At 35.3% G+C, this 24,780-nt stretch carries 28 protein-coding genes; 14 read left to right on the top strand and 14 right to left on the bottom strand.

All coding sequences use genetic code 11. From position 1 onward, the window contains the following. Positions 1 to 10: 10 nt before the first annotated feature. The 4 genes from dusB to IPM51_14335 all read right to left on the bottom strand — a co-directional run bounded on the left by dusB (position 11) and on the right by IPM51_14335 (position 3,544). A complete protein-coding gene (gene dusB / locus IPM51_14350; protein ID MBK9285481.1) occupies positions 11 to 994 on the bottom strand; it encodes a tRNA dihydrouridine synthase DusB in 984 nt (327 codons plus the stop codon). Positions 995 to 1,004: 10 nt separating this feature from the next. Beyond that, positions 1,005 to 2,009, bottom strand: coding sequence for a ketoacyl-ACP synthase III (locus tag IPM51_14345; GenBank protein MBK9285480.1), 1,005 nt, complete (start codon positions 2,007 to 2,009; stop codon positions 1,005 to 1,007). Next, positions 2,009 to 2,947 carry a phosphate acyltransferase gene (locus IPM51_14340; GenBank protein ID MBK9285479.1) on the bottom strand — a complete coding sequence of 313 codons (939 nt, stop codon included), beginning with the start codon at positions 2,945 to 2,947 and terminating at the stop codon, positions 2,009 to 2,011. Before IPM51_14340 ends, IPM51_14345 begins: the two co-directional genes overlap by 1 nt. Before the next feature lie 114 nt (positions 2,948 to 3,061). Continuing rightward, entirely contained in the window at positions 3,062 to 3,544 is a 483-nt protein-coding gene (locus IPM51_14335) for a hypothetical protein (protein MBK9285478.1), read from the bottom strand. A 63-nt stretch (positions 3,545 to 3,607) separates the two neighbouring features. Between IPM51_14335 and IPM51_14330 the strand changes: the two genes are divergently transcribed. Further along, positions 3,608 to 4,240 carry a thiamine phosphate synthase gene (locus tag IPM51_14330; GenBank protein MBK9285477.1) on the top strand — a complete coding sequence of 211 codons (633 nt, stop codon included), beginning with the start codon at positions 3,608 to 3,610 and terminating at the stop codon, positions 4,238 to 4,240. A 17-nt stretch (positions 4,241 to 4,257) separates the two neighbouring features. On the opposite strand, the gene IPM51_14325 is transcribed toward IPM51_14330, so the two are convergent. Further along, positions 4,258 to 5,097, bottom strand: coding sequence for an SDR family NAD(P)-dependent oxidoreductase (locus IPM51_14325; protein MBK9285476.1), 840 nt, complete (start codon positions 5,095 to 5,097; stop codon positions 4,258 to 4,260). Between the two features lie 690 nt (positions 5,098 to 5,787). Then, a complete protein-coding gene (locus tag IPM51_14320) occupies positions 5,788 to 6,210 on the bottom strand; it encodes an EVE domain-containing protein (GenBank protein MBK9285475.1) in 423 nt (140 codons plus the stop codon). A gap of 200 nt (positions 6,211 to 6,410) precedes the next feature. Here IPM51_14320 and atpB point away from each other — a divergent pair, with 200 nt between their 5' ends. The 6 genes from atpB to atpG are packed head-to-tail and all read left to right on the top strand — an operon-like array spanning position 6,411 to position 11,355. Continuing rightward, complete coding sequence (gene atpB / locus IPM51_14315) at positions 6,411 to 7,487, top strand: F0F1 ATP synthase subunit A (GenBank protein ID MBK9285474.1); 1,077 nt, start codon at positions 6,411 to 6,413, stop codon at positions 7,485 to 7,487. 31 nt (positions 7,488 to 7,518) lie between these two features. Continuing rightward, a complete protein-coding gene (gene atpE / locus IPM51_14310; GenBank protein ID MBK9285473.1) occupies positions 7,519 to 7,731 on the top strand; it encodes an ATP synthase F0 subunit C in 213 nt (70 codons plus the stop codon). Between the two features lie 60 nt (positions 7,732 to 7,791). Beyond that, on the top strand, positions 7,792 to 8,307 hold the full coding sequence (locus IPM51_14305) for a F0F1 ATP synthase subunit B (GenBank protein ID MBK9285472.1): 516 nt from the start codon (positions 7,792 to 7,794) through the stop codon (positions 8,305 to 8,307). 1 nt (position 8,308) lies between these two features. Further along, on the top strand, positions 8,309 to 8,860 hold the full coding sequence (gene atpH / locus IPM51_14300; protein ID MBK9285471.1) for an ATP synthase F1 subunit delta: 552 nt from the start codon (positions 8,309 to 8,311) through the stop codon (positions 8,858 to 8,860). 23 nt (positions 8,861 to 8,883) lie between these two features. Further along, entirely contained in the window at positions 8,884 to 10,461 is a 1,578-nt protein-coding gene (locus IPM51_14295; protein ID MBK9285470.1) for a F0F1 ATP synthase subunit alpha, read from the top strand. Positions 10,462 to 10,482: 21 nt separating this feature from the next. Continuing rightward, the gene (atpG, locus tag IPM51_14290; protein MBK9285469.1) at positions 10,483 to 11,355 is read left to right on the top strand and encodes an ATP synthase F1 subunit gamma; all 873 of its coding nucleotides are present in this window, start codon (positions 10,483 to 10,485) and stop codon (positions 11,353 to 11,355) included. Positions 11,356 to 11,490: 135 nt separating this feature from the next. Here the strand turns inward: atpG and IPM51_14285 are convergent, their stop codons facing one another. From IPM51_14285 to IPM51_14275, 3 genes are read right to left on the bottom strand one after another with little or no spacing between them, the layout of a single operon-like run. Beyond that, positions 11,491 to 11,994: a DUF1905 domain-containing protein gene (locus tag IPM51_14285; protein ID MBK9285468.1), complete on the bottom strand. Its 504-nt coding sequence runs from the start codon at positions 11,992 to 11,994 to the stop codon at positions 11,491 to 11,493. A gap of 4 nt (positions 11,995 to 11,998) precedes the next feature. Continuing rightward, a complete protein-coding gene (rpoN, locus tag IPM51_14280; protein MBK9285467.1) occupies positions 11,999 to 13,468 on the bottom strand; it encodes an RNA polymerase factor sigma-54 in 1,470 nt (489 codons plus the stop codon). Positions 13,469 to 13,470: 2 nt separating this feature from the next. Next, complete coding sequence (locus tag IPM51_14275) at positions 13,471 to 14,751, bottom strand: tyrosine--tRNA ligase (GenBank protein ID MBK9285466.1); 1,281 nt, start codon at positions 14,749 to 14,751, stop codon at positions 13,471 to 13,473. Between the two features lie 102 nt (positions 14,752 to 14,853). Between IPM51_14275 and IPM51_14270 the strand changes: the two genes are divergently transcribed. Beyond that, positions 14,854 to 15,156, top strand: a complete 303-nt coding sequence (locus IPM51_14270; GenBank protein MBK9285465.1) for a DUF4286 family protein — start codon at positions 14,854 to 14,856, stop codon at positions 15,154 to 15,156. Positions 15,157 to 15,247: 91 nt separating this feature from the next. Here the strand turns inward: IPM51_14270 and IPM51_14265 are convergent, their stop codons facing one another. From IPM51_14265 to IPM51_14255, 3 genes are all read right to left on the bottom strand, one after another. Next, the gene (locus tag IPM51_14265; GenBank protein ID MBK9285464.1) at positions 15,248 to 15,685 is read right to left on the bottom strand and encodes a hypothetical protein; all 438 of its coding nucleotides are present in this window, start codon (positions 15,683 to 15,685) and stop codon (positions 15,248 to 15,250) included. 241 nt (positions 15,686 to 15,926) lie between these two features. Then, a complete protein-coding gene (locus IPM51_14260; protein MBK9285463.1) occupies positions 15,927 to 17,003 on the bottom strand; it encodes a trypsin-like peptidase domain-containing protein in 1,077 nt (358 codons plus the stop codon). Beyond that, positions 17,003 to 17,608: a sigma-70 family RNA polymerase sigma factor gene (locus tag IPM51_14255; protein MBK9285462.1), complete on the bottom strand. Its 606-nt coding sequence runs from the start codon at positions 17,606 to 17,608 to the stop codon at positions 17,003 to 17,005. The genes IPM51_14260 and IPM51_14255 overlap by 1 nt, the downstream gene beginning before the upstream one ends. A 192-nt stretch (positions 17,609 to 17,800) precedes the next feature. On the opposite strand from IPM51_14255, the gene IPM51_14250 reads away from it, so the two are divergent. The 3 genes from IPM51_14250 to IPM51_14240 all read left to right on the top strand — a co-directional run bounded on the left by IPM51_14250 (position 17,801) and on the right by IPM51_14240 (position 19,488). After that, a complete protein-coding gene (locus IPM51_14250) occupies positions 17,801 to 18,034 on the top strand; it encodes a hypothetical protein (protein ID MBK9285461.1) in 234 nt (77 codons plus the stop codon). Positions 18,035 to 18,126: 92 nt separating this feature from the next. Next, positions 18,127 to 18,387 carry a hypothetical protein gene (locus IPM51_14245; GenBank protein ID MBK9285460.1) on the top strand — a complete coding sequence of 87 codons (261 nt, stop codon included), beginning with the start codon at positions 18,127 to 18,129 and terminating at the stop codon, positions 18,385 to 18,387. An 18-nt stretch (positions 18,388 to 18,405) separates the two neighbouring features. Next, positions 18,406 to 19,488, top strand: a complete 1,083-nt coding sequence (locus IPM51_14240) for an Mrp/NBP35 family ATP-binding protein (protein ID MBK9285459.1) — start codon at positions 18,406 to 18,408, stop codon at positions 19,486 to 19,488. Between the two features lie 55 nt (positions 19,489 to 19,543). On the opposite strand, the gene IPM51_14235 is transcribed toward IPM51_14240, so the two are convergent. After that, positions 19,544 to 20,494: an NAD-dependent epimerase/dehydratase family protein gene (locus IPM51_14235; GenBank protein ID MBK9285458.1), complete on the bottom strand. Its 951-nt coding sequence runs from the start codon at positions 20,492 to 20,494 to the stop codon at positions 19,544 to 19,546. Positions 20,495 to 20,625: 131 nt separating this feature from the next. Between IPM51_14235 and IPM51_14230 the strand changes: the two genes are divergently transcribed. The 3 genes from IPM51_14230 to IPM51_14220 are packed head-to-tail and all read left to right on the top strand — an operon-like array spanning position 20,626 to position 23,397. After that, positions 20,626 to 21,702: a rhodanese-related sulfurtransferase gene (locus IPM51_14230; GenBank protein MBK9285457.1), complete on the top strand. Its 1,077-nt coding sequence runs from the start codon at positions 20,626 to 20,628 to the stop codon at positions 21,700 to 21,702. Next, complete coding sequence (locus IPM51_14225) at positions 21,695 to 22,234, top strand: hypothetical protein (GenBank protein ID MBK9285456.1); 540 nt, start codon at positions 21,695 to 21,697, stop codon at positions 22,232 to 22,234. Before IPM51_14230 ends, IPM51_14225 begins: the two co-directional genes overlap by 8 nt. 5 nt (positions 22,235 to 22,239) lie before the next feature. Further along, positions 22,240 to 23,397 carry a homogentisate 1,2-dioxygenase gene (locus IPM51_14220; protein MBK9285455.1) on the top strand — a complete coding sequence of 386 codons (1,158 nt, stop codon included), beginning with the start codon at positions 22,240 to 22,242 and terminating at the stop codon, positions 23,395 to 23,397. A 28-nt stretch (positions 23,398 to 23,425) separates the two neighbouring features. Here IPM51_14220 and IPM51_14215 read toward each other — a convergent pair whose 3' ends face one another. Then, the gene (locus IPM51_14215; protein MBK9285454.1) at positions 23,426 to 24,718 is read right to left on the bottom strand and encodes a T9SS type A sorting domain-containing protein; all 1,293 of its coding nucleotides are present in this window, start codon (positions 24,716 to 24,718) and stop codon (positions 23,426 to 23,428) included. Positions 24,719 to 24,780: the final 62 nt, after the last annotated feature.

The raw sequence follows: 24,780 nt of genomic DNA, 5'->3' as shown, positions 1-24,780 counted from the left end.
AGTTGGCTAATCAAATTTGAGAATAGATTTCTTTTATTTCGCCCAAAGTATCCAAAATCTCTTCATGTTTATTTAATGTCACCAATTTCGTTCTCATTTCTTTGAAATTCGGAATCCCTTTAAAGTAGTTTGCATAATGGTTTCGCATTTCCAATACGCCTAACTTGTCACCCTTCCATTCTACCGATTTTAGCAGATGTTGCTGACAAACTTCTACTCTATTTTCAATAGTCGGCTTTGGTAAATTTTGACCAGTTTTATTAAAATGTTTTATTTCATTAAATATCCATGGATATCCAATTGCTGCTCTTCCAATCATTATTCCGTCTACACCGTATTTATTCTTATAAGCAATCGCTTTTTCAGGTGAATCAATATCACCATTGCCAAATATTGGAATTTTTATTTTAGGATTACTTTTTACCTCTGCAATTTTTTCCCAATTCGCTTCGCCCTTATACATTTGTGCCCGGGTCCTTCCGTGAATAGTTAATGCTTTTATGCCTTCGTCTTGCAACCTTTCTGCAACTTCTAAAATATTAATGCTTTTCTCATCCCAGCCTAAACGGGTTTTCACCGTAACCGGCAACGAAGTTGACTTAACAACAGCCCGGGTTAACCTAACCATTAAATCAACATCTTTTAATACCCCGGCGCCGGCGCCTTTACAAACTACTTTTTTTACCGGACAACCAAAATTAATATCCAACAAATCTGGTTGCGTTGCGTCAACAATTTTAGCAGAAAGCGCCATAGCCTCTTCATCTCCTCCAAAAATTTGAATGCCTATTGGTTTTTCATATTCAAAAATATCAAGCTTTTTTCTGCTTTTTATCGCATCGCGTATTAAACCTTCGCTACTGATAAACTCGGTATACATTAAATCAGCGCCATATTTTTTACAAACGTATCGGAAAGGCGGATCGCTAACGTCCTCCATTGGTGCGAGCAATAACGGAAAATCGGGTAGTTGAATATTTCCGATATTAACCAAAATAAAAAAATCAGGAATTTACTTTATCACCATCATAGGCCCATTTCACATAAATGGCACCCCAGGTGAATCCGCCGCCGAAGGCGGAAAATATTAAATTATCACCCTTTCTCAGTTGTTTTTCATAATCCCAGAGAAGTAATGGAATAGTTCCTGCCGTGGTGTTTCCATAACGTTCAATGTTCATCATTACTTTTTCTGAACCTATCCCCATTCTGGAGGCTGTGGCATCAATTATTCGTTTATTGGCCTGATGAGCCACCAGCCAATTCACATCATTGGAAGAAAGTTTGTTTTTCTCCATAATGTTTGCGCTTACTTCTGCCATATTATAAACCGCATGTTTAAATACGGTTTGACCTTCCTGATGTACATAATGCATTTTATTAGTCACCGTGTCCATCGAAGCGGGATTTAAAGATCCTCCGGCCTTCATGTGTAAGTGTACAGCTCCATTTCCATCATTGTGTAATACAAAATCTTGAATGCCGTTATCGTCAACAGATGGTTCTAAAAGTACTCCTCCTGCCCCATCTCCAAAAATTACGCAAGTTGTTCGGTCTTCAAAATCTATAATTCTACTCATCATGTCGGCACCGATTATTAAAACCTTTTTATATCTGCCGGATTCAATAAACTGTGTACCTGTTGCTAATCCGTAAATAAACCCACTACAGGCCGCCGACAAATCGTAGCCCCAGGCTTTTGTTAAACCGGCCTTTGCGCAAACTACATTTGCGGTTGAAGGAAAAACCATATCCGGAGTCACTGTACCGCAAATCAACAAATCAATTTCATCGGGCGTTATTCTTCGCTTCTTACAAATCATTTTTACAACTTCAACACACATATCTGAAGTTGCCTTTTTGGGGTCCTTTTCAATATGTCTTTGCTTTATGCCGGTTCGCGTGGTAATCCACTCATCTGTTGTATCTATAATTTTTTCTAAGTCTGCGTTAGTTACAATATTGTCAGGTAAGTATCCGGCTACGGTGGTAATTGCTGCTCTAATCATTATTGAAAAACTTGCTTTATTTTTTCTTCGAGTTTAGTATTTACCATTTCTTTCGCCAGAATTAACGCGTTTTTTATGGCAACAGGACTTGAATGACCATGACAAATAATTACGTTCGAGTTTATTCCTAAAATTGGCGTGCCGCCATACAATTCATAATTAAATCGATCAAAATACTCATCGCTTCTGTTTCTCTTTTTTATAAGTTTATAAAATGACTCAGCGTTTTTTAATAAAACGTTTCCAACAAAGCCTTCACAAACGATTACATCTGCTTTATCAGAATATACGTCATTCCCTTCAATATTGCCTATAAAATTATACTCTTTTGTATCCTTCATTAAATTGAAAGCTACTTGAGAAACTAAATTTCCCTTTTCAGGTTCTTCTCCGATATTCAACAGTCCAACTTTTGGATTTGGTATTTTATTTATTTCTTTGGCCCAAATAGAACCTAAAAGTCCAAATTGATAAAGCACATCAGGTTTACAGTCAGCATTCGTGCCCACGTCTAATAATATACCGTAACCTCCGTTTTCTTTCGGTACAACACCGGTAATACAAGGCCTAATAACACCCGGTACAGATTTTACGGTAAACATGGAACCAACTAACATTGCGCCTGTATTTCCCGCACTTGTAAATGCATTAATTTTACCTTCCTTCAGGTGTTTAAAGCCTAAAAAAATACTGCTATTCGGTTTTTGAGAAAAAGCTTTTGTGGGATGCTCCCCCATTTCAATATTTTCGGTTGTGTGTACGTAATCAAATAAATCTGCATTTATTCCTTTATTTTTAAAATACGCTTTAGCATATGATTCATCGCCAAATAAAACCAGCTTTACATCATTGGCTAATTCTTTTGATGCAAGAATAACTCCATCCAGGCAATGGTCGGGAGCGTGATCACCGCCTAATATATCAAAGCCTAATCTCATACCTAAAATTCGTTAAAATTCAAGGCTACAATAATACAATTTTAAATTCTGAATAGGTAGCATTATTTGCCTGAATATTTAAATATTTACAGTGAAAATGTTGAAAATAATTTATTAAGAACCGTAGTAAACTCTTAAGGGCAAAGTGTCATTATGCGATTTAATAATTAAAACCACCCCTTTTATCCCTTCAGCCCCCCCAGCGTTTAAATACATATTTTTAGCTATTTTGTTTAGTATTTCGAAGTTCTTGTCTTTTTGACTATTTCCGTTGTTTATTCCAAGAGCATACGCATTCCTTTCAAATACTGTTGCGGCATTAGTAAGTGCCAAAACCGACGATTCTTGGTCAAAAATTAAATTTTTACCAAAGCCGGAAACGTAATAATCATTTAGACTTTCGATTTTTCCGTTAGTTAAAATCAATTTTACTTCATAATTGTTTTTCGGAGGGGGAACAAATAACCTCCAGTATTGGTGAAATAAAGGATATATATAGTTTTGAGATATAGGGTTGGGTCTAAGGTCATACGTTATAATCATTAAAAAATGAAAGGCCAAGCCGCTTAATAAAAAATAAAAAAAAGCTTTTCGCATAACGTTGAATTAGTTTTAAAATTAAAAAAAAATTACTTTTATACGCTTAAGCTTTGCTGAATTATGAAATTAATTGTTATTACCCCTTCTAAAGACAAAGAAAATGAAATTGGTTTTATAATTAAAATGTTTGAGTCGGGGCTTAAAACACTACATATTCGTAAACCTCGTTATTCCACAAATCAACTAAGCAATTACATTAAAGAGATTCCTGAAATTTATCACAACAGAATTGTTATACACTCTCACCATAAATTAGCTTTAAAATTTAATCTTAAAGGTATTCATTTAACAAGTGTGCATTTGGTTAAAAAGTGGAAATATTGGTTTGTTCGACAACGCTTAAAACTAAAATTTCAAACCACGCTTAAGTCTAGATCTTATTCCCGACTTCAATATGTTTATACAGAGGAAGATTACAATTTTAATTATTATTTCTTAGGAACCATGTATAACAGCATTACCGGCGGATTTTACAGTGGTTATTACGAAGAGGGTGTTGTAGCTGCAATAAAAAACAGTAATAAAAAGCTAATTGCCAGAGGAGGAACTACCAGTGATACCGTAACAAAAACATTTGATTTGGGCTTTGATGGTATTGCGTTCAACTCGTATATTTGGGAAAGTGAAAACGCATATGATACTTTTATAAAAATTTTAAGGGTTTTTAAAGAAAACAATATCCCGCTGGATTAAAACAAAAAGAATCATTTTTACTGGTTTCTTAGCACAACTTCATTTTGCTTTTTTATACCTATTTTTTGTTGATTCTTTTTAGCAATCCAAAGTACTAAGCCGGGAAAATAATGTGTTAAGAAAAACATGAATTTACCGGTTATGCCTAAGATCATTTTTGATCTTCGAAATTGAACCATTTTAATTATTGAACCGGCCACTTTTTTCTGTGGCTGTTGAAGAAATTTATTTCGGTTTGGTACAGCCACTTGCATTCCCGTTCCATTAAATGTCGTTTTATTTTTATCATTTTCTATAAAGCCAAGGTAAATTATACCTAAGTGCAGGTCATACATACTTAATTCTGCAGAAATTGACTGATATAAGGATGTAAGTGCCATTTTCCCAACACAATATGCAGAAGCCGTTGGTAAACCATGTAATGCAGCTACTGAACTTATAATGATAAAACTTCCTGATGTTTTTTTAAGGTGGGGTAAAAAAGTAAAAAGTGGCATTATTACGCTATAAATATTACTATCTATTGTTTCTTTAAAGACATGAGGGCTTGAATCTTCAAACCCCGCGTTCATACTATAACTTGCGTTGGCTATAACGATATCAATTTTACCGAATGTATCTAATACGAAATTGGTTAATTTACAACAGTCTTCATATATAGAACAGTTGGCTACAAAATAATTCGCTTCAAATCCGAGCATTTTAAAATCGTTTTGCGCTTTTTTGAGCTTGTTCTCGTTTCTGCCATTAAGGATTACCTTAGCCCCCTTAGCGCAAAATTCCAAAGCCGTTACTTTTCCCAAACCAGCGCTTGACCCAGTTATTAATACTACTTTGTTTTTAAATTTGTCGCCCATTTTTTGATTTTAGTTTTATTTATGATAACACAAACTTCACCATTTCAAAAGGGCTTCATTTATCGAATATTACAATTAAGTTTTTGGCATTGGGATAAAATAATAAAACAATTTTTTTGCCTATTAAAAAACATCTGCTTAAGCCTAATTTACTTTTTTGTGTGGCTAATTTGGTTTTATTGCAAATATTTAATGAATTAGGAATAGAAAAACATAAAAGTATTCCGAATTAAATTAATTAGTACTGATTCATGCATAAAATAAATATTCTGCTTGTTTTTTTACAAGAAGTAATTTTCAAAGATTTGACAGTAAAAGCAGATTGACTAATTTCTAGTTCAGCCTAACAAATAATCCTGTTTTATTCATATTTAGAATACGAATTTATTTAATTCATCAAAGTTATTTTACCACTAAATTCTTTGGCTTTTCCTATAACGCTCATGAGTTTAATGCATAGAAAAAAGATGTAATTCATAATTAAATTGAAAAATCATCAAAAATAAATAACTTCAAGTATAGCACTCAATAACAAAAAACTTGTCGATGTTTTGGCTTAAATTGTCGATTAAAAAGAAAGGGCTTTTTGACAATGACGTTTAAGCTGAAGTATAGCATATTACTTTTACTTAAATTAGTGAAGGTTTGTTATTAAACCGATCGTTATTTTTATTTAAGTAACCAAAACGTTCATTTTTTAAGCCTTGTGCACTGCGCCAGTTCGCAAATTATAGTATATTCCTCAGGAGCAACGTCGCTAACGCTTAATCTTGAAATTTTTACAAGTTTCATGCTTTTTAATAAGGGGTGAGATTTGATTTCGTTTAAACCAATTGGTTTTTTAAAAACACTGTGTGGTTTAAATTCAACAGCAACCCAGGCTTCTTCTAGAGTGGTAGGATCCTGAAAGCTTGCTTTGGTAACTTCCGCTACCCCAACTATATTCAATCCAATGTTACTGTGATAAAACAAAGCCAAGTCGCCCCTTTTCATTGCCTTTAGGTTATTTCTGGCCGCGTAATTTCTGACTCCGTCCCAAACCACTTTTTTATCCTTCACAAAGGTATCCCAGCTATATACATTAGGTTCAGATTTTATTAACCAATAATTCATGTTTTTCCTTATTTAAAGAGTGGTTTTCCGGTTTAAAAATTAGGTAAAAGATTGGAACAGTTTAACTTATAAAAGAGGCGAATTAAACTTAGTTTTCAACAGAACGCGATGATTAATATCACCTGTATTATTCTTTAAAAAATTCTTTTAAAATACTTTAAAATGCATACATTTGCACCCGAAAAAAGTAGCATTGTATAATGAGTTCGATTGGCAGTACATTTTGGAAAATTAAAAGCGTTTATCTGTTAATTCTATGTTTATTAGCAGCGCCTACATTTTCATCTGAGCCGGACGAAGTTGAACACGCCGCTATTGCCCACACCGAACACAATGATGAGGAAAAAGTAAATATAACCAAAGTAGCTTTTGAACACATTTTGGATTCGCACTCTTGGCACTTGTGGGGAGAAGGACACGATGCCGTTGCTATCCCACTTCCGTGTATAATTTATTCTAACACCAAAGGTCTTCAGTTTTTTTCATCTTCGGTTTTTGAGCATGGACATGCAGAATATAACGGTTACCGGTTAGTGGAAGAGGAAATTGTATCAAATGATGAAGCTGAAAAAATTTATGATTTTTCGATTACAAAAAATGCTGCGCAATTACTTATTTCGGCCTTTGTCATGTTTTTACTTTTCACATCCATTGCCCGCGCTTATCAAAAAACCGGCGTTACCTCCGCTCCTAAAGGAAAGCAGTCTTTTTTCGAGCCTTTAATTACTTTTGTTAGAGATGATATTGCGCAAACCAATATTGGTCACGGATATGAAAAATACGTTCCCTACCTGTTAACGGTTTTCTTTTTAATATTGATAAACAACGTATTCGGAATGCTTCCTATTGGCGCCAACTTAACCGGTAATATTGCATTTACTTTCGTGATGGCTTTAATTACTTTATTGGTAACCAATTTAGGGGCCAACAAATATTATTGGGGACATATTTTTATGCCACCTACACCCAAAGCGCTATGGCCCATGATGATCCCTTTAGAAATTGTAGGTATCTTCACAAAGCCCTTTGCTTTAATGATACGTTTATTCGCTAACATGACAGCCGGGCACATCATCATAATTAGTTTAGTTGGCCTGATATTTATTTTTAAAACTTTATGGATTTCTCCTTTGTCCATCGCATTTGGATTGTTTATTGACGTATTAGAATGCTTAGTTGCGCTTTTACAGGCTTATATTTTTACATTATTAACCGCATTATTTATTGGTTCCGCAAGGGTTGAACATCACCATGAAGAATCAGGAGAAAAACATTAACACAAATAAAAACAAATAAAAAACAAAAAAAATGACTGGAAGTATCGCAGCAATCGGTGCAGGTTTATCGGTGATAGGAGCCGGAATCGGTATCGGACAAATCGGAGGTCATGCAGTAGAAGCTATTGCACGTCAACCTGAGATGTACAACAAAATTCAAACAACAATGATTATTGCAGCAGCTCTTATCGAGGGTGTTGCTTTATTCGGTGTAGTTGTAGCCTTAATGCAAGGCGGAAACTAAAAAAATTGCTCCGTGCGGTTGGCGCGGAGCTTTTTTTAAAATTAAATTAAATACTAAAACATGAATAATCTTTTAATACTAAGTTCGCTTACAACTCCCGGAATAGGGTTAATATTTTGGACAACCATTGTATTTATTTTATTGGTTGTATTGTTAAGCAAATATGCATGGAAACCTATATTAAGCGCAATAAAAACGCGCGAAGAAGGAATTGAAAAAGCTTTAGCGAGTGCGCAAAGTGCTTTAAATGACATGCGTGAGTTAAAAGAAAACAATGAAAAGATATTGGCACAGGCCAGAGAAGAGCGTGATAATATGTTGAAAGAGGCCAGAGACACCAAAGAAGCTATTATTGCCGAAGCTAAAACTAAAGCTTCTAAAGAAAGCGAAAGAATAGTAGCAGCTGCAAGAGAACAAATAAATAACGAAAAAAATGCAGCGATTACAGAATTAAAAAATCAAGTGGCTACTTTATCTATTGAAATAGCTGAGAAAATATTAAAGTCAGAACTGTCGAGCGACGAAAAACAAAAAACGTTGGTAAACAGTTTTATGAAAGACATAAATATGAATTAATATGATTGTTGCTTCACGATACGCTAAATCCCTTCTCGATCTTTCCATCGAAAACAAACAACTGGAAGTTGTCAGAAAGGACATGCAAATCATTGACTCTTTATGTAAGTCTAATCGTGAGTTTGTTTTGTTGTTAGAAAGTCCGGTAGTAAATACCGATAAAAAAATAGCCATCTTAAAATCTATCTTTGAAAAAAATATTTCCACCCTTTCTTTAAGTTTTTTAAACCTAATCGCCTCCAAGCGCAGAGAAAATTATATTTCACACATTGCTTCATCATTCGACGCTCAATATAAAATTTATAAAAATATCACAACAGTTAAAATTGAAAGTGCTATTGCTTTGGACGCGAAACTAAAAGAAAGTGTTTTAAGTTTAGTAAAACAAAATGTAAAGGGAGAAATTGAATTAATGGAAAAAGTAAATCCTTCCTTAATTGGCGGCTTTATTTTAACTATTAACGATAAACAAATTGATCAAAGCATTGCAAGCAAATTAAATAAATTAAAAAAAGATTTTTCAGGGAACCTATTTGTTCCTAGTATGAATTAATAATAAAGGATAATTACAATAAAATGGCTGATATAAAACCCGCAGAAGTATCTGCAATACTTAGACAACAATTAAGCGGCTTCAAAAGCGAAGCTGAATTGGAAGAAGTTGGTTCTGTTTTACAAGTAGGAGACGGAATTGCTCGTATTTATGGATTGTCTAAAGTACAGTCCGGTGAATTAATTGAATTTGAAACAGGATTGCAAGCAATTGTATTAAACCTGGAAGAAGATAATATTGGAGCTGTATTATTAGGACCAAGCGAAGGAATTAAAGAAGGAAGTTCTGTAAAAAGAACCGGAAGAATTGCCTCCTTAAATGTGGGTGAAGGTATGTTGGGCCGTGTTGTGGATACATTAGGAAATCCGATTGATGGAAAAGGCCCTATTCAAGGAAAAACATACGAAATGCCTTTGGAAAGAAAAGCCCCGGGTGTAATTTATCGTCAACCGGTTACTGAGCCTCTACAAACCGGAATTAAAGCCATTGATGCCATGATTCCAATTGGTCGCGGACAACGTGAGTTGGTAATTGGCGATCGTCAAACCGGAAAAACAGCAGTTTGTATTGATACCATTATTAATCAAAAAGAGTTTTTTGAAGCGGGTAAGCCGGTATTTTGTATTTATGTTGCCATTGGTCAAAAAGGATCTACCGTTGCAAACATCGTGCGTGTATTAGAAGAAAACGGAGCTATGGCTTATACCGTTGTTGTTGCAGCTAACGCTTCTGACCCTGCACCATTACAATTTTACGCTCCATTTGCCGGCGCTGCTATTGGAGAATTTTTCAGAGATACCGGAAGACCTGCATTAATTGTATTTGATGACCTTTCCAAACAAGCAGTAGCTTATCGTGAGGTTTCCTTATTATTACGCCGACCTCCCGGACGTGAAGCTTATCCCGGTGACGTGTTTTACTTACACAGCCGTTTATTAGAAAGAGCTGCAAAAATTAATGCATCTGATGTAATTGCTAAAAGCATGAATGATTTACCTGAATCTATCAAAGATTTGGTGAAAGGCGGAGGATCATTAACCGCATTACCAATTATTGAAACACAAGCGGGCGACGTATCTGCATATATTCCAACCAACGTAATTTCTATTACCGATGGACAAATATTTTTAGAAGGTAATTTATTTAACTCCGGTGTTAGACCGGCCATTAACGTAGGTATTTCCGTATCTCGTGTAGGTGGAAATGCACAAATCAAATCAATGAAAAAAGTTGCCGGAACTCTTAAATTAGATCAGGCACAATACCGCGAATTAGAAGCCTTTGCTAAATTTGGTTCAGACCTGGATGCGGCTACTAAATCTATCTTAGATAAAGGCGCACGAAATGTTGAAATTTTAAAACAAGGTCAATTTTCGCCTTTGCGCGTAGAACAGCAAATTGCTATTATTTATTTAGGAACTAAAAATTTATTAAGAGCAGTGCCTGTAAATAAAGTGAGAGAGTTTGAAAAAGAATTTTTAGATGTTTTGGAACGTAAGCACAAATCAACTTTAGACGAATTAAAAGCCGGAAAATATACAGACGAAATAACGAATGTATTGGAGGCAGTTGCTAAAGATTTAACAGGTAAATATAATTAATATTGAATATCCGGTTTTAAAATGCCAAGTTTAAAGGAAGTCCGAAATAGAATTGTCTCAGTTGGTAGCACCATGCAAATTACCAGCGCCATGAAAATGGTTAGTGCTGCTAAACTTAAGAGAGCCCAGGATGCGGTTACTCAAATGCGTCCTTATGCAAATAAATTAAAAGAGATTCTAGAAAACGTAAGCGGCAATTCTGATAATAATGAAAATGTTTATTCTTCATCTAGAACCGGGAAAAACACGTTAATCATTGCGCTCTCATCCAATAGAGGATTAGCCGGTGCATTTAATTCCAATATTATTAAACGCGTAAATTCATTAATTAAAAATGAATTAAACGGTCATACTATAACAGTTCTTCCGGTTGGTAAAAAAGTAAACGATGCTTTTCGAAAAACCAGTTATATCGTAAACGGCTCTGATATGCCTCACAATGGTAATCATTTGTACGATAAACTAACTTTTGAGGCCGCCTCTGCGGTGATGCAACAAGTAATGGATGCTTACAAAAACAATCAGTTTGATAAAGTGATATTGGTTTACAACCAATTTAAAAATGCGGCTGTTCAATCTACAATTGAGGAAACGATGCTTCCTATTCAACCGGGTAATGCTGAACAAAAAATCGCAGATTATATTTTTGAACCCAGTGAAGCCGAAATATTAAATAACTTAATTCCCCTAAGTTTAAAAACTCAATTTTATAAAGCTTTATTAGATAGTGTGGCTAGTGAACACGGCGCACGTATGACAGCCATGCACAAAGCAACCGATAATGCTATGGCCATGCAAAAAGAATTAAAAATTACTTATAACAAAGCCCGCCAAGCTTCCATTACCAAAGAAATATTGGAAATTGTGGGTGGTGCCGAAGCTTTAAAAAATTAAAATAAATTTTTAAAAATAAATAAAGGAGGGCGATTGCTCTCCTTTTTTTTATTTGGGCGGCTTACGGGCTCTCACTACTCGCCCCGCTGAAAAAGCGGGGGCTCAAACAAACCGTTCGATCCCTGCCGCGAATCCTCAATTCTCTTTTAGCTCCCTTAACATCTCGCCAAAATTTTGTTTTTTATACATGGCATTTATCACATTTACTAATCTGTTTGCTTTGGTATCGGCACCTTTCGCCGAATAAATATATCGGTGAAAATAATTTCGATGCGATAAGGGTAAACTTTCAAATTGCTTTTGTGCCACTTTATCTTCCTTCAAACAATCTAATAATTCCGGAGATTGTAATGCAGCACTTTTATCTAAAGTAAATTTAATACTTACCTGATCCCCTTCACTCTTTTTTATTTTTTTTCTAACTTCCGCATTTAACGCAATGATGTAGGTTCCGTTTTTAACCGGGTAACAAACTAATCTTTTAATTTGCGCATCATCAATCCAGCCTTTTATTTTAAATTCTCTTCTGTTTTTTAATTTCAATTGGCTGATAATATCCAAAGGCATTTCAACAAATGTCCAACCGGTTTTATCTCCCTTTTTACCGTATTTGTATACTGTAGCAATAAATTGAGGCATTGATCTATACTTCTTTTCGCATTCTGCCAACCGGTATATCCAGTTGTTCGCGGTATTTAGCAACGGTTCGGCGGGCAATGGAATACCCTTTCTCTTTTAATTTATCGCACAATTCATCATCCGTTAAGGGCTTACTTTTATCTTCGGCCGCTACAATATCCTGCAAAATCTTTTTAATCTCTCGTGTACTAACTTCTTCTCCACTATCGGTACTCATGCTTTCGCTAAAAAATGTTTTGAGTAAAAAGGTACCATAAGGAGTTTGCACATATTTGCTGTTGGCCACCCGTGAAATGGTAGAGAGATCGAGTCCAACACGATTAGAAATATCTTTTAAAATCATAGGTCTGATTTTGCTTTCGTCACCGGTTAAAAAATATTCCTCCTGATATTCCATAATGCATTGCATGGTTAATAACAAGGTTGTATAGCGTTGCTGAAGCGCTTCAATAAACCAGCTTGCATTTTCAATTTTACCTTTAATAAATCCGGTTGCTTCTTTGCCACTTTTGTCTTTGCTTTTTGAATATTCTTTGAGCATTTCAATATACTCTTTGCTGATTTTTAAATCAGGCATATTTCTGCTGTTTAAATTGAGCTCTACTTTTCCGTCGCTTACCGAAACGATGAAATCAGGAACCACTTCACTTACCCCTAAATCTTTTGAATCGGAATTTCCTGGACGAGGATTTAAATGTTTGATTACATCAATAATTTCTTTCAGTTCTTCATTATCAATTTGTAGTTTCTTTAAAATTTTATCGTAATGTTTTTTTGAAAACTCTTCCATGTAGTTTTTAACTACATCTATTGCCTGTAAAACATCCTTCGTTTTTTCAGGTTTTCTTTCCAGTTGAATTAATAGACATTCTTGTAAATTGGTGGCCGCAATTCCGGGAGGATCTAATTCCTGAAGAATACCCAATACTTTTTTAACTTCAGTAATGTCGGTTTTTACATTGTAATTAAATGCAATATCATCACTTATTAATTCTACTTCTCTTCTAATATATCCATCCTCATCAATACACCCAATTAAATAATTACCTATAATAAATTCCTGGTCGCTTAAGTTCCGCATAGCTAATTGTTGTTCCATCAACTCTCTGAATCCCGGACCTTCAACAACTACGTATTCTCTTTGGTCATCATCTTTTCCTTTGTTAACCACCTCATATTTATACGAATCTAACTCTTCAGCATCCATATAATCTTCCATCTCCACATCATTTACTTGTTCCTGTTCCTTTAAATCTCCGTTTTCATCAAATTCCTCTTCTGCTACTTCTTCGTTATCAAATTCTTCTGATTCTACCTGTTCAGCTTCTTCCTCCAGGGCCGGATTTGTTTCGAGCTCTTCTTTAATTCGTTCTTCTAAGGCTATAGTAGGTAATTGCAATAATTTCATCAGCAAAATTTGTTGCGGTAACAGCTTTTGAGAAAGCTTTAATTGCTGTGAATGTTTAAGTGCCATTGCTAATTTATATTACACAAATAATAATTTTTTTTACCTTTTTGGATTAACAAATATTTATTCTTTATTAATGATTTTGCGTTCACTATGTGTTCAGGCGCGTTTATTTTTTCCTTATTAATACTTACCCCGCCTCCTTGTATCATTTTTCGGGCTTCTCCTTTACTGCTAAATATATTTGTTTTTTCAGCTAATAAATCTAATACACCAATTCCGTTTTCCAATTCAGATATAGAAATATTGAAAACCGGCACACCTTCAAGCACATCATTAAATGTTTCTTCATCTAAGTTACTTAAATCAACAATTGTGCCATTAAATAAAATCTGGCTGGCTGCAAGGGCTGAATTGTAATCCGCCTCAGAATGAACCATTACCGTTAACTCCTTAGCCAGGGCTTTTTGCAAAACTCTTTTTCCGGGGTCAGTATTGTGGTCCTGAATCAATTTTTCAATTTCAGTTTGGCTTAAAAAAGTAAAAGTTTTAATAAAATTTGCGGCATCATCGTCTGCGGTATTAATCCAGAATTGATAAAATTTAAAAGGCGAGGTTTTTGATTTATCCAACCAAATATTTCCGCTTTCGGATTTTCCGAATTTACTCCCATCTGCCTTTTTTATTAATTGCGTAGTGAGCGCATAGGCTTCTCCCCCACACTTTCTACGAATTAATTCAGTGCCTCCGGTTATATTTCCCCATTGATCTGAGCCGCCTAATTGTAATTTACAATTTTGATTTTCATACAAATAAAAAAAATCATAGGCCTGTAACAATTGGTAACTAAATTCAGTGAAGCTCATTCCGTTTTCAAGTCGGTTTTTTACAGAGTCTTTGGCAAGCATATAACTAACGGTTAAGTGTTTGCCTGCATCTCGTATAAAATCCAGAAAAGAATAATTTTTCATCCAATCGAAATTATTCACAAAAACTACACTGTTTTTTTCGTTTCCTGATTTTAAAAAATGTTTTAGTTGCTTTTGAATGCCTTCAATATTTTTTGATAAAGTAGTCGAGTCTAATAAATTTCTTTCTGCCGATTTTCCGCTTGGGTCGCCAACCATACCTGTAGCCCCGCCAATGAGGGCAATGGGTTTGTGCCCGGCATTTTGTAATCGAATTAATGTAATGATTTGTGTAAGGCTTCCCACATGCAAGGAATCAGCGGTAGGGTCAAAGCCAATATAACCGGTAACCATTTCTTGAGCCAGTAATTCTTCCGTGCCCGGCATGATATCGTGTATTACTCCGCGCCAGCGAAGTTCATTAACAAAAGTGCTGTACATATAGCCTTAAAGTTACAAATATTCTTTATTTAATATTACTAATTAGGCCTTTAAGCCGAAGGAACATGCAAGTAATTATTTATAATTTTTTACTTTAGTCGAATGTTTATTTACAATGTAACCATCAATATTACCCATGATGTGCATGAAGATTGGCTTGACTGGATGAAGCATGTGCACATACCCGATGTTTTAAAAACCGGTTGTTTTATTGAGGCTAAAATTCATGAAGTAATGTATGTTGAAGATGAGGGTAAAACCTATTCCGTACAGTATAAATTTCAAAGTATTGAGGATATAGAAAAATATCAAAAGGATTTTGCGCCCGGTTTACAAAAAGAACACTCGGAGCGTTATAAGGATAAATATGCCACATTTCGCACTTTACTGCGGCAGGTAGATTAATACCACAAAAAATGCCGGTAATTAACCGGCATTTTCTGAACCAAAGCAAACAATTGCTAACCCTTAATTAATCAATTGAAGCTTACTATTTTTAATTCATTTTGAAAGGAGGGATTTTACCATCTTTCATCATTTGAACACTCTTTTTCTTATGCTCTTCAAAACTTCCAAACGCTAAAGCGTCTAACATTTCCTGACGAGTCATATCCGGATTTCCGAATTGCTTTTTTATATCCTCTCCGCAACGATCAACGTATTTTTCAAAATTTAAAGGCGCCCAAACATATTCCTTTTTGGTAACATCTTTTTTTATGGCAAACTCTTTAGGTAATTGACCTTCGATTTTTGCTTTAATTTCTAAACCCTCATAGGTTTTAGGAAGCTGTCGATTGTCAAACATAAATGGCTTACTAACCATGATTACGTGTTTTTTTCTTTTCGGATCAATCATTGATAATCCTTCAATGCGCAAACCTTTCTTTTTCAGGCTTCCGTACTTACTTTCAAAGTGTTTTAAAATTTCGAACATGGTTAAAAAATTGGGACTATAAAGGTACTGAGAAATCTGTTAATAACTTTATTTTTTTCGACGAACAGAAAAGCTTAAATGCCCAGAACTGGATTTATTTCAAATAAGGCCGGTTAATAATCTAGTTGAAATAGCGTTAATTAATTGTTAACTTTATACGCTTCAGATAGTTATAGGAGTGCCGGATTGTTCATTTAGTCGGAAATAAATGAACGTTAAAATTTGATTTTAATCGTCTAAATTATTCGGCCTTATATACCAATACATTAAAAATGTATGGGTTCATTCGTTTAAGCTGCTCGGCTCTTTTAATGCCTTTTAATCCGGATTTTTTTATTGAATTTATAATGATAGTATCTGCGCTTAATTCACGAATAGACTGCAAAATTTTTGCTGATTTAATGGCAAAACTTGTTCCTTCCGCGCCGGTAATTTTACCACGAATAACACCAACTATATTTCCATTCTCATCACATAGTGGCCCACCACTATTACCCGGATTCACCGGAATAGAAACCTGATACATACACGTATCGTTATTATAACCCGAATTTGAGCTTAATGATCCCTCGCCATACACAATGTCTTTACGAGGGAAACCAAGTGTAAATACTTTTTCACCTACTTCAATGTTTTTTTCCGAAAAATTAAATGGCACTTGCCAATTAGCAAAAACCTCGGGCCTTTCAATTTTTAAAACGGCCAAATCTAATTTTGCGTCGGTAAATAAAACTTTAGTATTAGTTCTAGATATTAATTTGTTTTCTACAAAAACACTATCTGCCCCTTTAATCATGTGCAGGCTGGTAACAATGTAACCGGAGTTATTTAAAGCAAATGCACTTCCTTCTAAGTTAGCAGGTGCATAAGTGGTTTTTTGTGTGTTACGCGTAAGGCCCTCAACAATTCCCTCGTTAGTAGCTTTAAGCTTTAATCCCAGCTCTGTAATTTGATTACTTTGCTGCTTAAAAAAATAACCACCTGTACTCAATATTGTTATGGTACTTAAAACTGCAATTATTGCGGCACTGGCCGCCACCATAGCCGTACGACCTGCTCTTTTTCCAAATGTTTCAGGCTGATGATGAATTGAAATTATTTTTGCTTGACCGGCATACTCCTTTTCGTGAATAGACTTTAAAAGTGATTTAAAGATTTTTGATTTGCCGTGACTTTTTAAAGTGTTGATTAATGATGCGTGCTCGCGAAAAGCCTTAGAAAATATTTCATCATGCTGTAATCTTTCTTCAAACTGTTCTTGTTCTTCGGAGTTGAGTTTTCCCTGCAGATACTTATCAAATATGTTGCTATTTCTCATTAATTTTCTTTCTCTTCGTTTTCAAAAAAATATTTTTTTAACCGCTGTAAACATTTATATTTTTGATTTTTAGCATTATCGGCATTGGTATAACCAAACTTTTCCGCAATTTCTTCCATAGTTAATTGATCAATATAAAAATCTTTAATTAAGGTGGCGCATGGTTCTCCTAATGCCTCAAGACTTTTTTCAATTCGCATAAAATCATTTTCCTTTTTTATATGAAGGGATATATCCTCATTTACATCTACAATGTTATTTTCATCGTTTTCCTTCATTAAAAATGATTTTCCTTTTTTCTTCAGTTGTTTTAACCAAAGTCGTTTAGCAACGGAATAGATATAGGTTTGCAGCTGGCATTTAAGTTCAAAGTCCGGTTTACAGGCATTTTCATATAAAACGATAATGCTTTCCTGATAAATATCCGCGGCTTCATCAGAAGATCCGCTATTGTTTACAACAAGTTTAAGAACGATATTATAATGTTTCTTATACAAAGCGCTCAATACTTCACTATCTCCCTCCCGCATTCCAACTAAAATTTGCTGGTCGGTTAATAGGGAGTAAGCTTTTGATGTTTGCCCTTTGTTGCTGTTAATACTCATGTACAACAAAGGTAACCTCTTTAATACAATAATTTCCTACACTGCAACGATTATATGGGTTTTTTATAAAAATAATTCAAATTTAATGTACTGATAATCATGTAGTTAGTTCGTGGTTTTTGTTTTTCTAAGAAAAAAGGGGGTTACATTTTTAAGGAAGCGGTATAAACGTAAAATTAAAACAAACCTACAATGAAAAAAGTTATGTCAATTATCGCAGTAGCATTATTTGCTGTTGCAACTGTTGCTTGCGGACCATCTGCTGAAGAAAAAGCTAAAATGGAAGAGCGTGCAAAACAAGTTACTGATTCAATTGCAAATGCAATTTCTGAATCTATGGCTGCTCCAACTGAAGAAGCTGCTCCTGCAACTGATTCTGCTGCTGCATCTACAGAAGCTGCTCCTGCTGCTGAAGCGGGACACTAAAAAAATTGTGTTTAGTTAGCTGATTAGCCCCATTACCTTTGGTATGGGGCTTTTCTGTTTTTTATGTACTTTAGCTATCTGATTAATTCGTTATGAAAAAAAGTTCATTTATTTTTTTAGTTATTATAGCTATAATTTTTTCTTTTTGTGGTCCGCCCGCTGAAAGCAGAGAGGTGATGCATTCCCGAGCAAAAACTATTGCCGACTCTATGGCTAATCTTATTCGCACAGCATTGGATGAGGCTAAAATGCCAGTTACAACCCAAACCATGATGTTGGGTGAGCCGGCATCGACACCCTCAAACAACCCTGCACCTCCGCAGCAAGGTGCCGGAACTTCAAGTATTAAATAATTTACAAAACAAATTCGAATGGCTATTACTTCTGAACAGGTTATTGATGCGCTGAGATATGTTGATGATCCGGATTTGAAAAAAGATCTGGTAACTCTTAACATGATTAAAGATGTTGTTGTGAATGGAAAAGAAGTTTCCTTTACTGTGGTTTTAACTACACCTGCATGTCCATTAAAAGAAATGATACACAATGCCTGTGTAAATGCGATTTTACATTATGTAGATAAAGAAGCAAAGGTTAAAATAAACATGACCGCTAATGTTACTACCAAAAAAGGAAAAGATGAAACTACGCTGAAAGATGTAAAAAATATTATTGCGGTAGCCAGCGGAAAAGGTGGTGTGGGTAAAAGTACGGTTGCTGCAAATTTAGCTTTAGCACTTACAAAACAAGGCGCAAAAGTAGGAATTGTGGATGCCGATATTTATGGCCCCTCGCAACACATCATGTTTGGAGTTGAAAATGATGCGCCCGGACCCGGAGAATTTAATGGGCAAAAAAAGATGGCGCCGGTTGAAAGCTACGGGGTAAAAATAAATTCTATTGGATTTTTAGCTGGCCCTAATCAAGCCGTTGCGTTAAGAGGCCCTATGGCCACCAAAGCGCTTACCCAATTATTTTACGATACAGTTTGGGGAGAATTAGATTATTTAATAGTTGACCTGCCGCCCGGTACAGGTGACATTCAAATTAGCCTGTGTAGCCAGATTCCATTAACCGGCGCATTGATTGTCTGCACTCCGCAGAACGTTGCCATATCCGACGCAAGAAAAGGAATTGCCTTATTTCAATTAGAATCATTAAACATTCCTATTTTAGGATTGGTAGAAAACATGGCTTGGTTTACGCCGGAGGAACTTCCTCAAAACAAATATTATATTTTTGGAAAAGATGGGGTAAAAAAATTAGCCGAAGAGTTAGATTTACCTTTGTTAGGTCAGTTGCCTTTAGTTCAAAGCATACGCGAATCTTCAGATGAAGGAAAACCCAGTGTGTTGAATGAAAATACCGAAGAGGCGGCGCGATTTACAGAATTAGCACAAAATGTAGCACAACAAATAGCCATTAAAAACGCAAAAGAGGTTTTGGTTAGTTAAACTTAATTTTATTAAAATGAAAAAGCCGTGAACAATAATTTACGGCTTTTTGTTTTTATATTTTATTTTTAAGATTGCTCAACATGTTATCGGTTAGCCCGGCTAAATCATATTTTTCTTTCCATCCCCAATCCTTCCTGGCTTGTTCGTCGTTTATACTCTTGGGCCAGCTATCAGCTATTGCTTGCCTGAAGTCGGGCTTATAAGTGATATTAAACGAAGGTAGGTGTTTTTTTATCTCCAGTGCAATTTCTTTCGGGCTAAAACTAATGCCTGAAAGGTTATAACTACCCCTAATTTTAATATTTTCTGAGGGGGCATGCATTATTTCAATTGTTGCGCGGATGGCATCATCCATATGCATCATGGGTAAAGTGGTATTCTCAGATAAGAAACACTCATAGGTTCCGTTTTTTAATGCTTCATGAAAAATATGTACTGCATAATCAGTTGTTCCTCCTCCCGGTGCGCTTTTCCACCCTATTAATCCCGGATATCGTAAGCTTCTGACATCAACCCCGTACTTTTTATTGTACCACTCACACCAACGTTCTCCGGCTTGTTTACTGATTCCATACACTGTTGAAGGTTCCATAACCGTATATTGAGGCGTGTTGATCACAGGCGTTGTTGGACCAAACACAGCTATTGAACTTGGCCAATATATTTTTGAAATGTATTTTTCTTTGGCCAAATCTAAAACATGAAATAAACTTTCCATGTTCAGTTTCCAAGCAAACATCGGATTCTGCTCACCGGTTGCAGATAAAAGAGCGGCCAAGTGATAAATTTGAGTAATGCCATGCTTTTTAACAATATCAAAAAGTTTGTTTCTATCCAACACATCCAGTTCCTCAAAAGGGTTATTCATAAAAGCGTTTGAATTTTTTAAATCCGAAGCAATTACATTGCTGCTTCCATATAATTCAGAAAGTTTAGCAGTTAGTTCTACGCCAATTTGGCCCCCTGCCCCGATAATCAAAATTTTTTGATTTTCTTCTTGCATAATACCTTAATTTGAATGCTAATTTGTACCTTTGCAAACGTAAACAATATTTTTGAGTTGTTGTATGATTACCCCGGTAATTCAAAACTTAACTCAAAAGATAAATAGTATAACCTGCAATTATAACTATTATGTCATTATTAGTAAATCGTATAGACAAAAACGTTTTAAAACAGCGTTTAAAAGAAGAAAAAACTGAGCGTAAAACCATTTCGTTTTATCGTTACGTTAACATTGAAATGCCTCAGAAACTGCGGGATGAATTATTTATTGCCTGGACAACTTTAGGTTGCTTCGGGCGAATTTATTTGGCCGACGAGGGGATTAACGCTCAAATGAGTGTGCCGGCCCAGCATTGGGATAATTTTGTTAAACACCTATATGCTATTCCGTATTTTACTGACGTGCCTTTTAAACACGCAGTTGACGGTAACGGTAAATCGTTTTACAAATTAATTGTAAAGGTTCGTCCAAAAATTGTTGCCGATGGCATAAACGATCCAACATTTAATCCATCAAACACCGGAAACTATTTAAACGCAATAGAATTTAACAAAGCCTTAGAGGATGAAAACACCATAGTAATTGATATGAGAAATCATTATGAGAGTGAAGTGGGTAGATTTGAAAAAGCTTTTTGTCCCGATGCCGACACTTTCAGAGAGGAGTTGCCCTTGGTAATTGAGCATTTAAAAGGTAAAGAAGATAAAAAGGTGTTAATGTATTGCACCGGAGGAATACGTTGTGAAAAGGCCAGCGCTTATTTTAAACACAAAGGATTTAAGGATGTAAATCATTTAAAAGGCGGAATCATTCAATATGCCAAAGAAGTAAAAGAGCAAAACCTGGAAAGTAAATTCAAGGGGATAAATTTTGTATTTGATGAGCGTATTGGCGAAAGGATTACTTCCGATGTTTTATCTAAATGTCATCAGTGCGGCCAAAATTGTGATACGCATGTTAATTGTAAAAACGACGACTGTCATTTATTATTTATTCAATGCGACCAGTGCGCTGAAAAAATGAAAGGCTGTTGCACACCCGAATGCGTTCGCATTTCACAACTCCCTATTGAAGAACAAAGAAAATTAAGAAAAGGAAGAATTAAAAATGGTCCCGAATGTTTATCCGTTTATAAAAGTCGATTAAGGCCGAATTTAGCGGAAATATTAAAAAATGACTTATCTTTATTTACAAAAAATGAATAAAACCTTAACCATATGTTTCTTGACTCTTGTCCTTTTTGTTTTTAATGGTTGTAAAAAAACAAAAGAAGAGGTTGATGAAATAACTGAATTTGACATCAATTATTCTAGTAGTGTATCCGTACCATCTAACACCATTAGTTTAAACACGCCTGTAAATTTCACAACTCCTGAAATTCCAACTGCATCGGCCGGTCATCTGGCAACCAACAAAACAACGCAAAGTTTGGTAGAATCCATTAAACTAACCCTGTTTAATGTTTCGGTTGGAACAGACAATCTTGATTTTTTAAAATCTCTTACTATATATATAAAAGCATCGGGAATGAGCGAAACGTTAGTTGCATCAAAAAACAACATCCCTTCCGGCATTACCTCAATTGCGCTTGATTTAAACGATGTGAACATTAAAGAATATATTTTTCAACCCGGCATTCAATTTAGAGTTGCACTCGAAATTGACGCCAGTACTTTAAACGGACAAACTTTAATTTTAGATCAAACGGTGCATGTTAAAGCCACCATAATAAAATAAAAACTATGCCTATCTACCATAAACTTGGAAAATTCCCGCAAAAAAGACATGTTGTTTTTCAAAGCGATAATAAACAACATTACTATGAACAGCTTTTTGGCACCGAAGGTTTTAGTGGCATGTCGTCTTTATTGTATCATGTGCACCGACCAACTCAGGTAAAAGAAATTATCAAAAGTTACTCCCTAGCTCCGGAAGTAGCTATTGAAAATAATATTAAATCTTTGCTGTTAAAGGGTTTTGAATTAAAACCTACTGATGATGTATTAGAGAGTCGTAAAATATTATTATTCAATAATGACTGTAACATTGCGCTTGCGGCTCCTAAAAAAAGTCAAACCGAATACTTTTATAAAAACGCCGATGCCGACGAGATGATTTTTGTTCATAAAGGAAGTGGCACGCTTAAAACCTTTATGGGAAATATTTCATTTGTGAGTGGTGATTATTTAATTATTCCGCGCGGCATGATTTATCAGATGCACTTTGATAACAGCGATAATAGATTATTATACTGTGAAAGTTATGCACCTTATTATACGCCAAAGCGATATAAAAATTCACAAGGACAATTGCTTGAACATTCACCTTTTTGTGAGCGTGATTTTAAATTGCCCACCGAATTAGAAACACATGATAAAAAAGGAGACTTTCTGATTAAAATTAAAAAAGAAGGCATCTTGCATGAAATCATTTATGCTACACACCCTTTTGATGTGATTGGCTGGGACGGATATAATTTCCCTTGGGGCTTCTCTATTCATAACTTTGAGCCCATAACGGGCCGCGTACATCAGCCCCCTCCGGTACATCAAACTTTTGAAACTTCAACTTTTGTAGTTTGTAGTTTTTGTCCGCGCTTATATGATTATCACCCACAGGCCGTGCCGGCACCTTATAACCACAGCAACATAGACAGTGATGAAGTATTATATTACGTTGACGGAGATTTTATGAGCCGCAATAATATCAAGCCCGGACACATAACTTTACATCCAAAAGGCATACCTCACGGTCCTGCTCCCGGCGCCATGGAAAGAAGCATAGGACAAAAAGAAACCGTTGAGTTGGCTGTAATGATAGATACATTTAGGCCACTTAAGGTTACTAAAGAGGCCATGCAAATTGATGATGGGGTATATTATAAAAGCTGGGTAGAGTAATTAATAAGCTGAATAAATCAATCCTCCTTTAGTTTTTTATAAACTTTATCTGACGGATTGATTCATTTCCCTGGAGCCTAACAAAATAAAGTCCTTTGTTAAGTGTGGTTAAATCAAGTTCGTGAAAATTATTTCCCGAAACAATTTCAATTTCCTTTTTAAACACAAGTTTATTAAGTATATCATATACTTCTAAAATAGAAATCAAATTGTTATTTGAATTAAAAGTAACAGCAATTTTATCCTCAGCCGGATTAGGCATAACGTTTAATTCTAATAGCGCTTCGTCTGAATTTACTGCCTGAATATTAGAATAAGAAAATGAATTATTAAAATCGGTTTGTTTTAATCTATAATAAGAAACGCCTTTGTGCGGGTTAATATCCGATGTTTGATAGGACTGATTAAATTTGCCTTTGGAGTTTATTGTGTTTAGCTTTTCGAAATTAATTCCATCAATTGATCGCTCAACCGTAAAAAAATTATTATCTGTTTCAGATGCGGTTGTCCAATTTAGGTTAACAATATCATTCGAAAATACGGCGGAAAAATTCAACAAATGAATTGGTAAAATAACTGGACAAGTTGTGCTATTCGGAGCACAGGTTGGGGGTAGGCCTGCAGCCACAGGGGCAATCCAAACATTATCTACCAAATAATAAGCTGCAGCGTTTGCTAAAGCACAGCTACTTGCAGAGCTACCAAAATTAAATATGGTTAAACTGGCATTATTATAGTTTACGCCAATAGTTACATAATTTTCTCCGCCGGCGGCAACAAATGTTCCGCTAACCTGAGTCCAGTTTACTTTGTCAGTTATTAAACCGGCTTCTATTTGAGGCGTGACAAGGATGGGTTGATTAGAACTGGGTTGCGCTAAAGAGGTAGTTGCAACATGCATCCCCATTCTATTTACCCCATAACGCGCATAAGGTGCCAACTTGGTATGAAATGATAAAAAATAAGTTGTACCCGCTACCAATGGTGAAACTAATTGTCGCCTTAAATATTCTCTGCAATTTGTACATGCAGTATAATACGCAATTTGGCCGGTATACTTATCTCCTGTACAGGGGTTGGAGCAGCCGGCCATACTTCCTGCTGTATTAAAATTTGAACAAGTTACTCCTGTACTGGCGCAAGGAGTATATAAGTCTGCAATGGTAATTCCGCCAGGAGGCGCACTCCACCCGGTGGCTTGTGGCATTTGTCCATTACCCCCACAACCTGATGTTGTTTCAAAACTTGGATTACCCACTAAATTTTGAGCATTGGTAAACGAATACAGAAAAAACAAGAATATAACAATAAGCTTTTTCACTATAAAAATCTTACTTAAAATTACGATAAAAGAAGATTAAATGAATAGTTTCCTAAAAATAT

This window comes from Sphingobacteriaceae bacterium (assembly GCA_016715905.1).
Classification (GTDB): domain Bacteria; phylum Bacteroidota; class Bacteroidia; order B-17B0; family Aurantibacillaceae; genus Aurantibacillus.
Note: the sequence above shows the minus strand (reverse complement) of the source record. Positions and strands in the feature narration are given on the sequence as shown.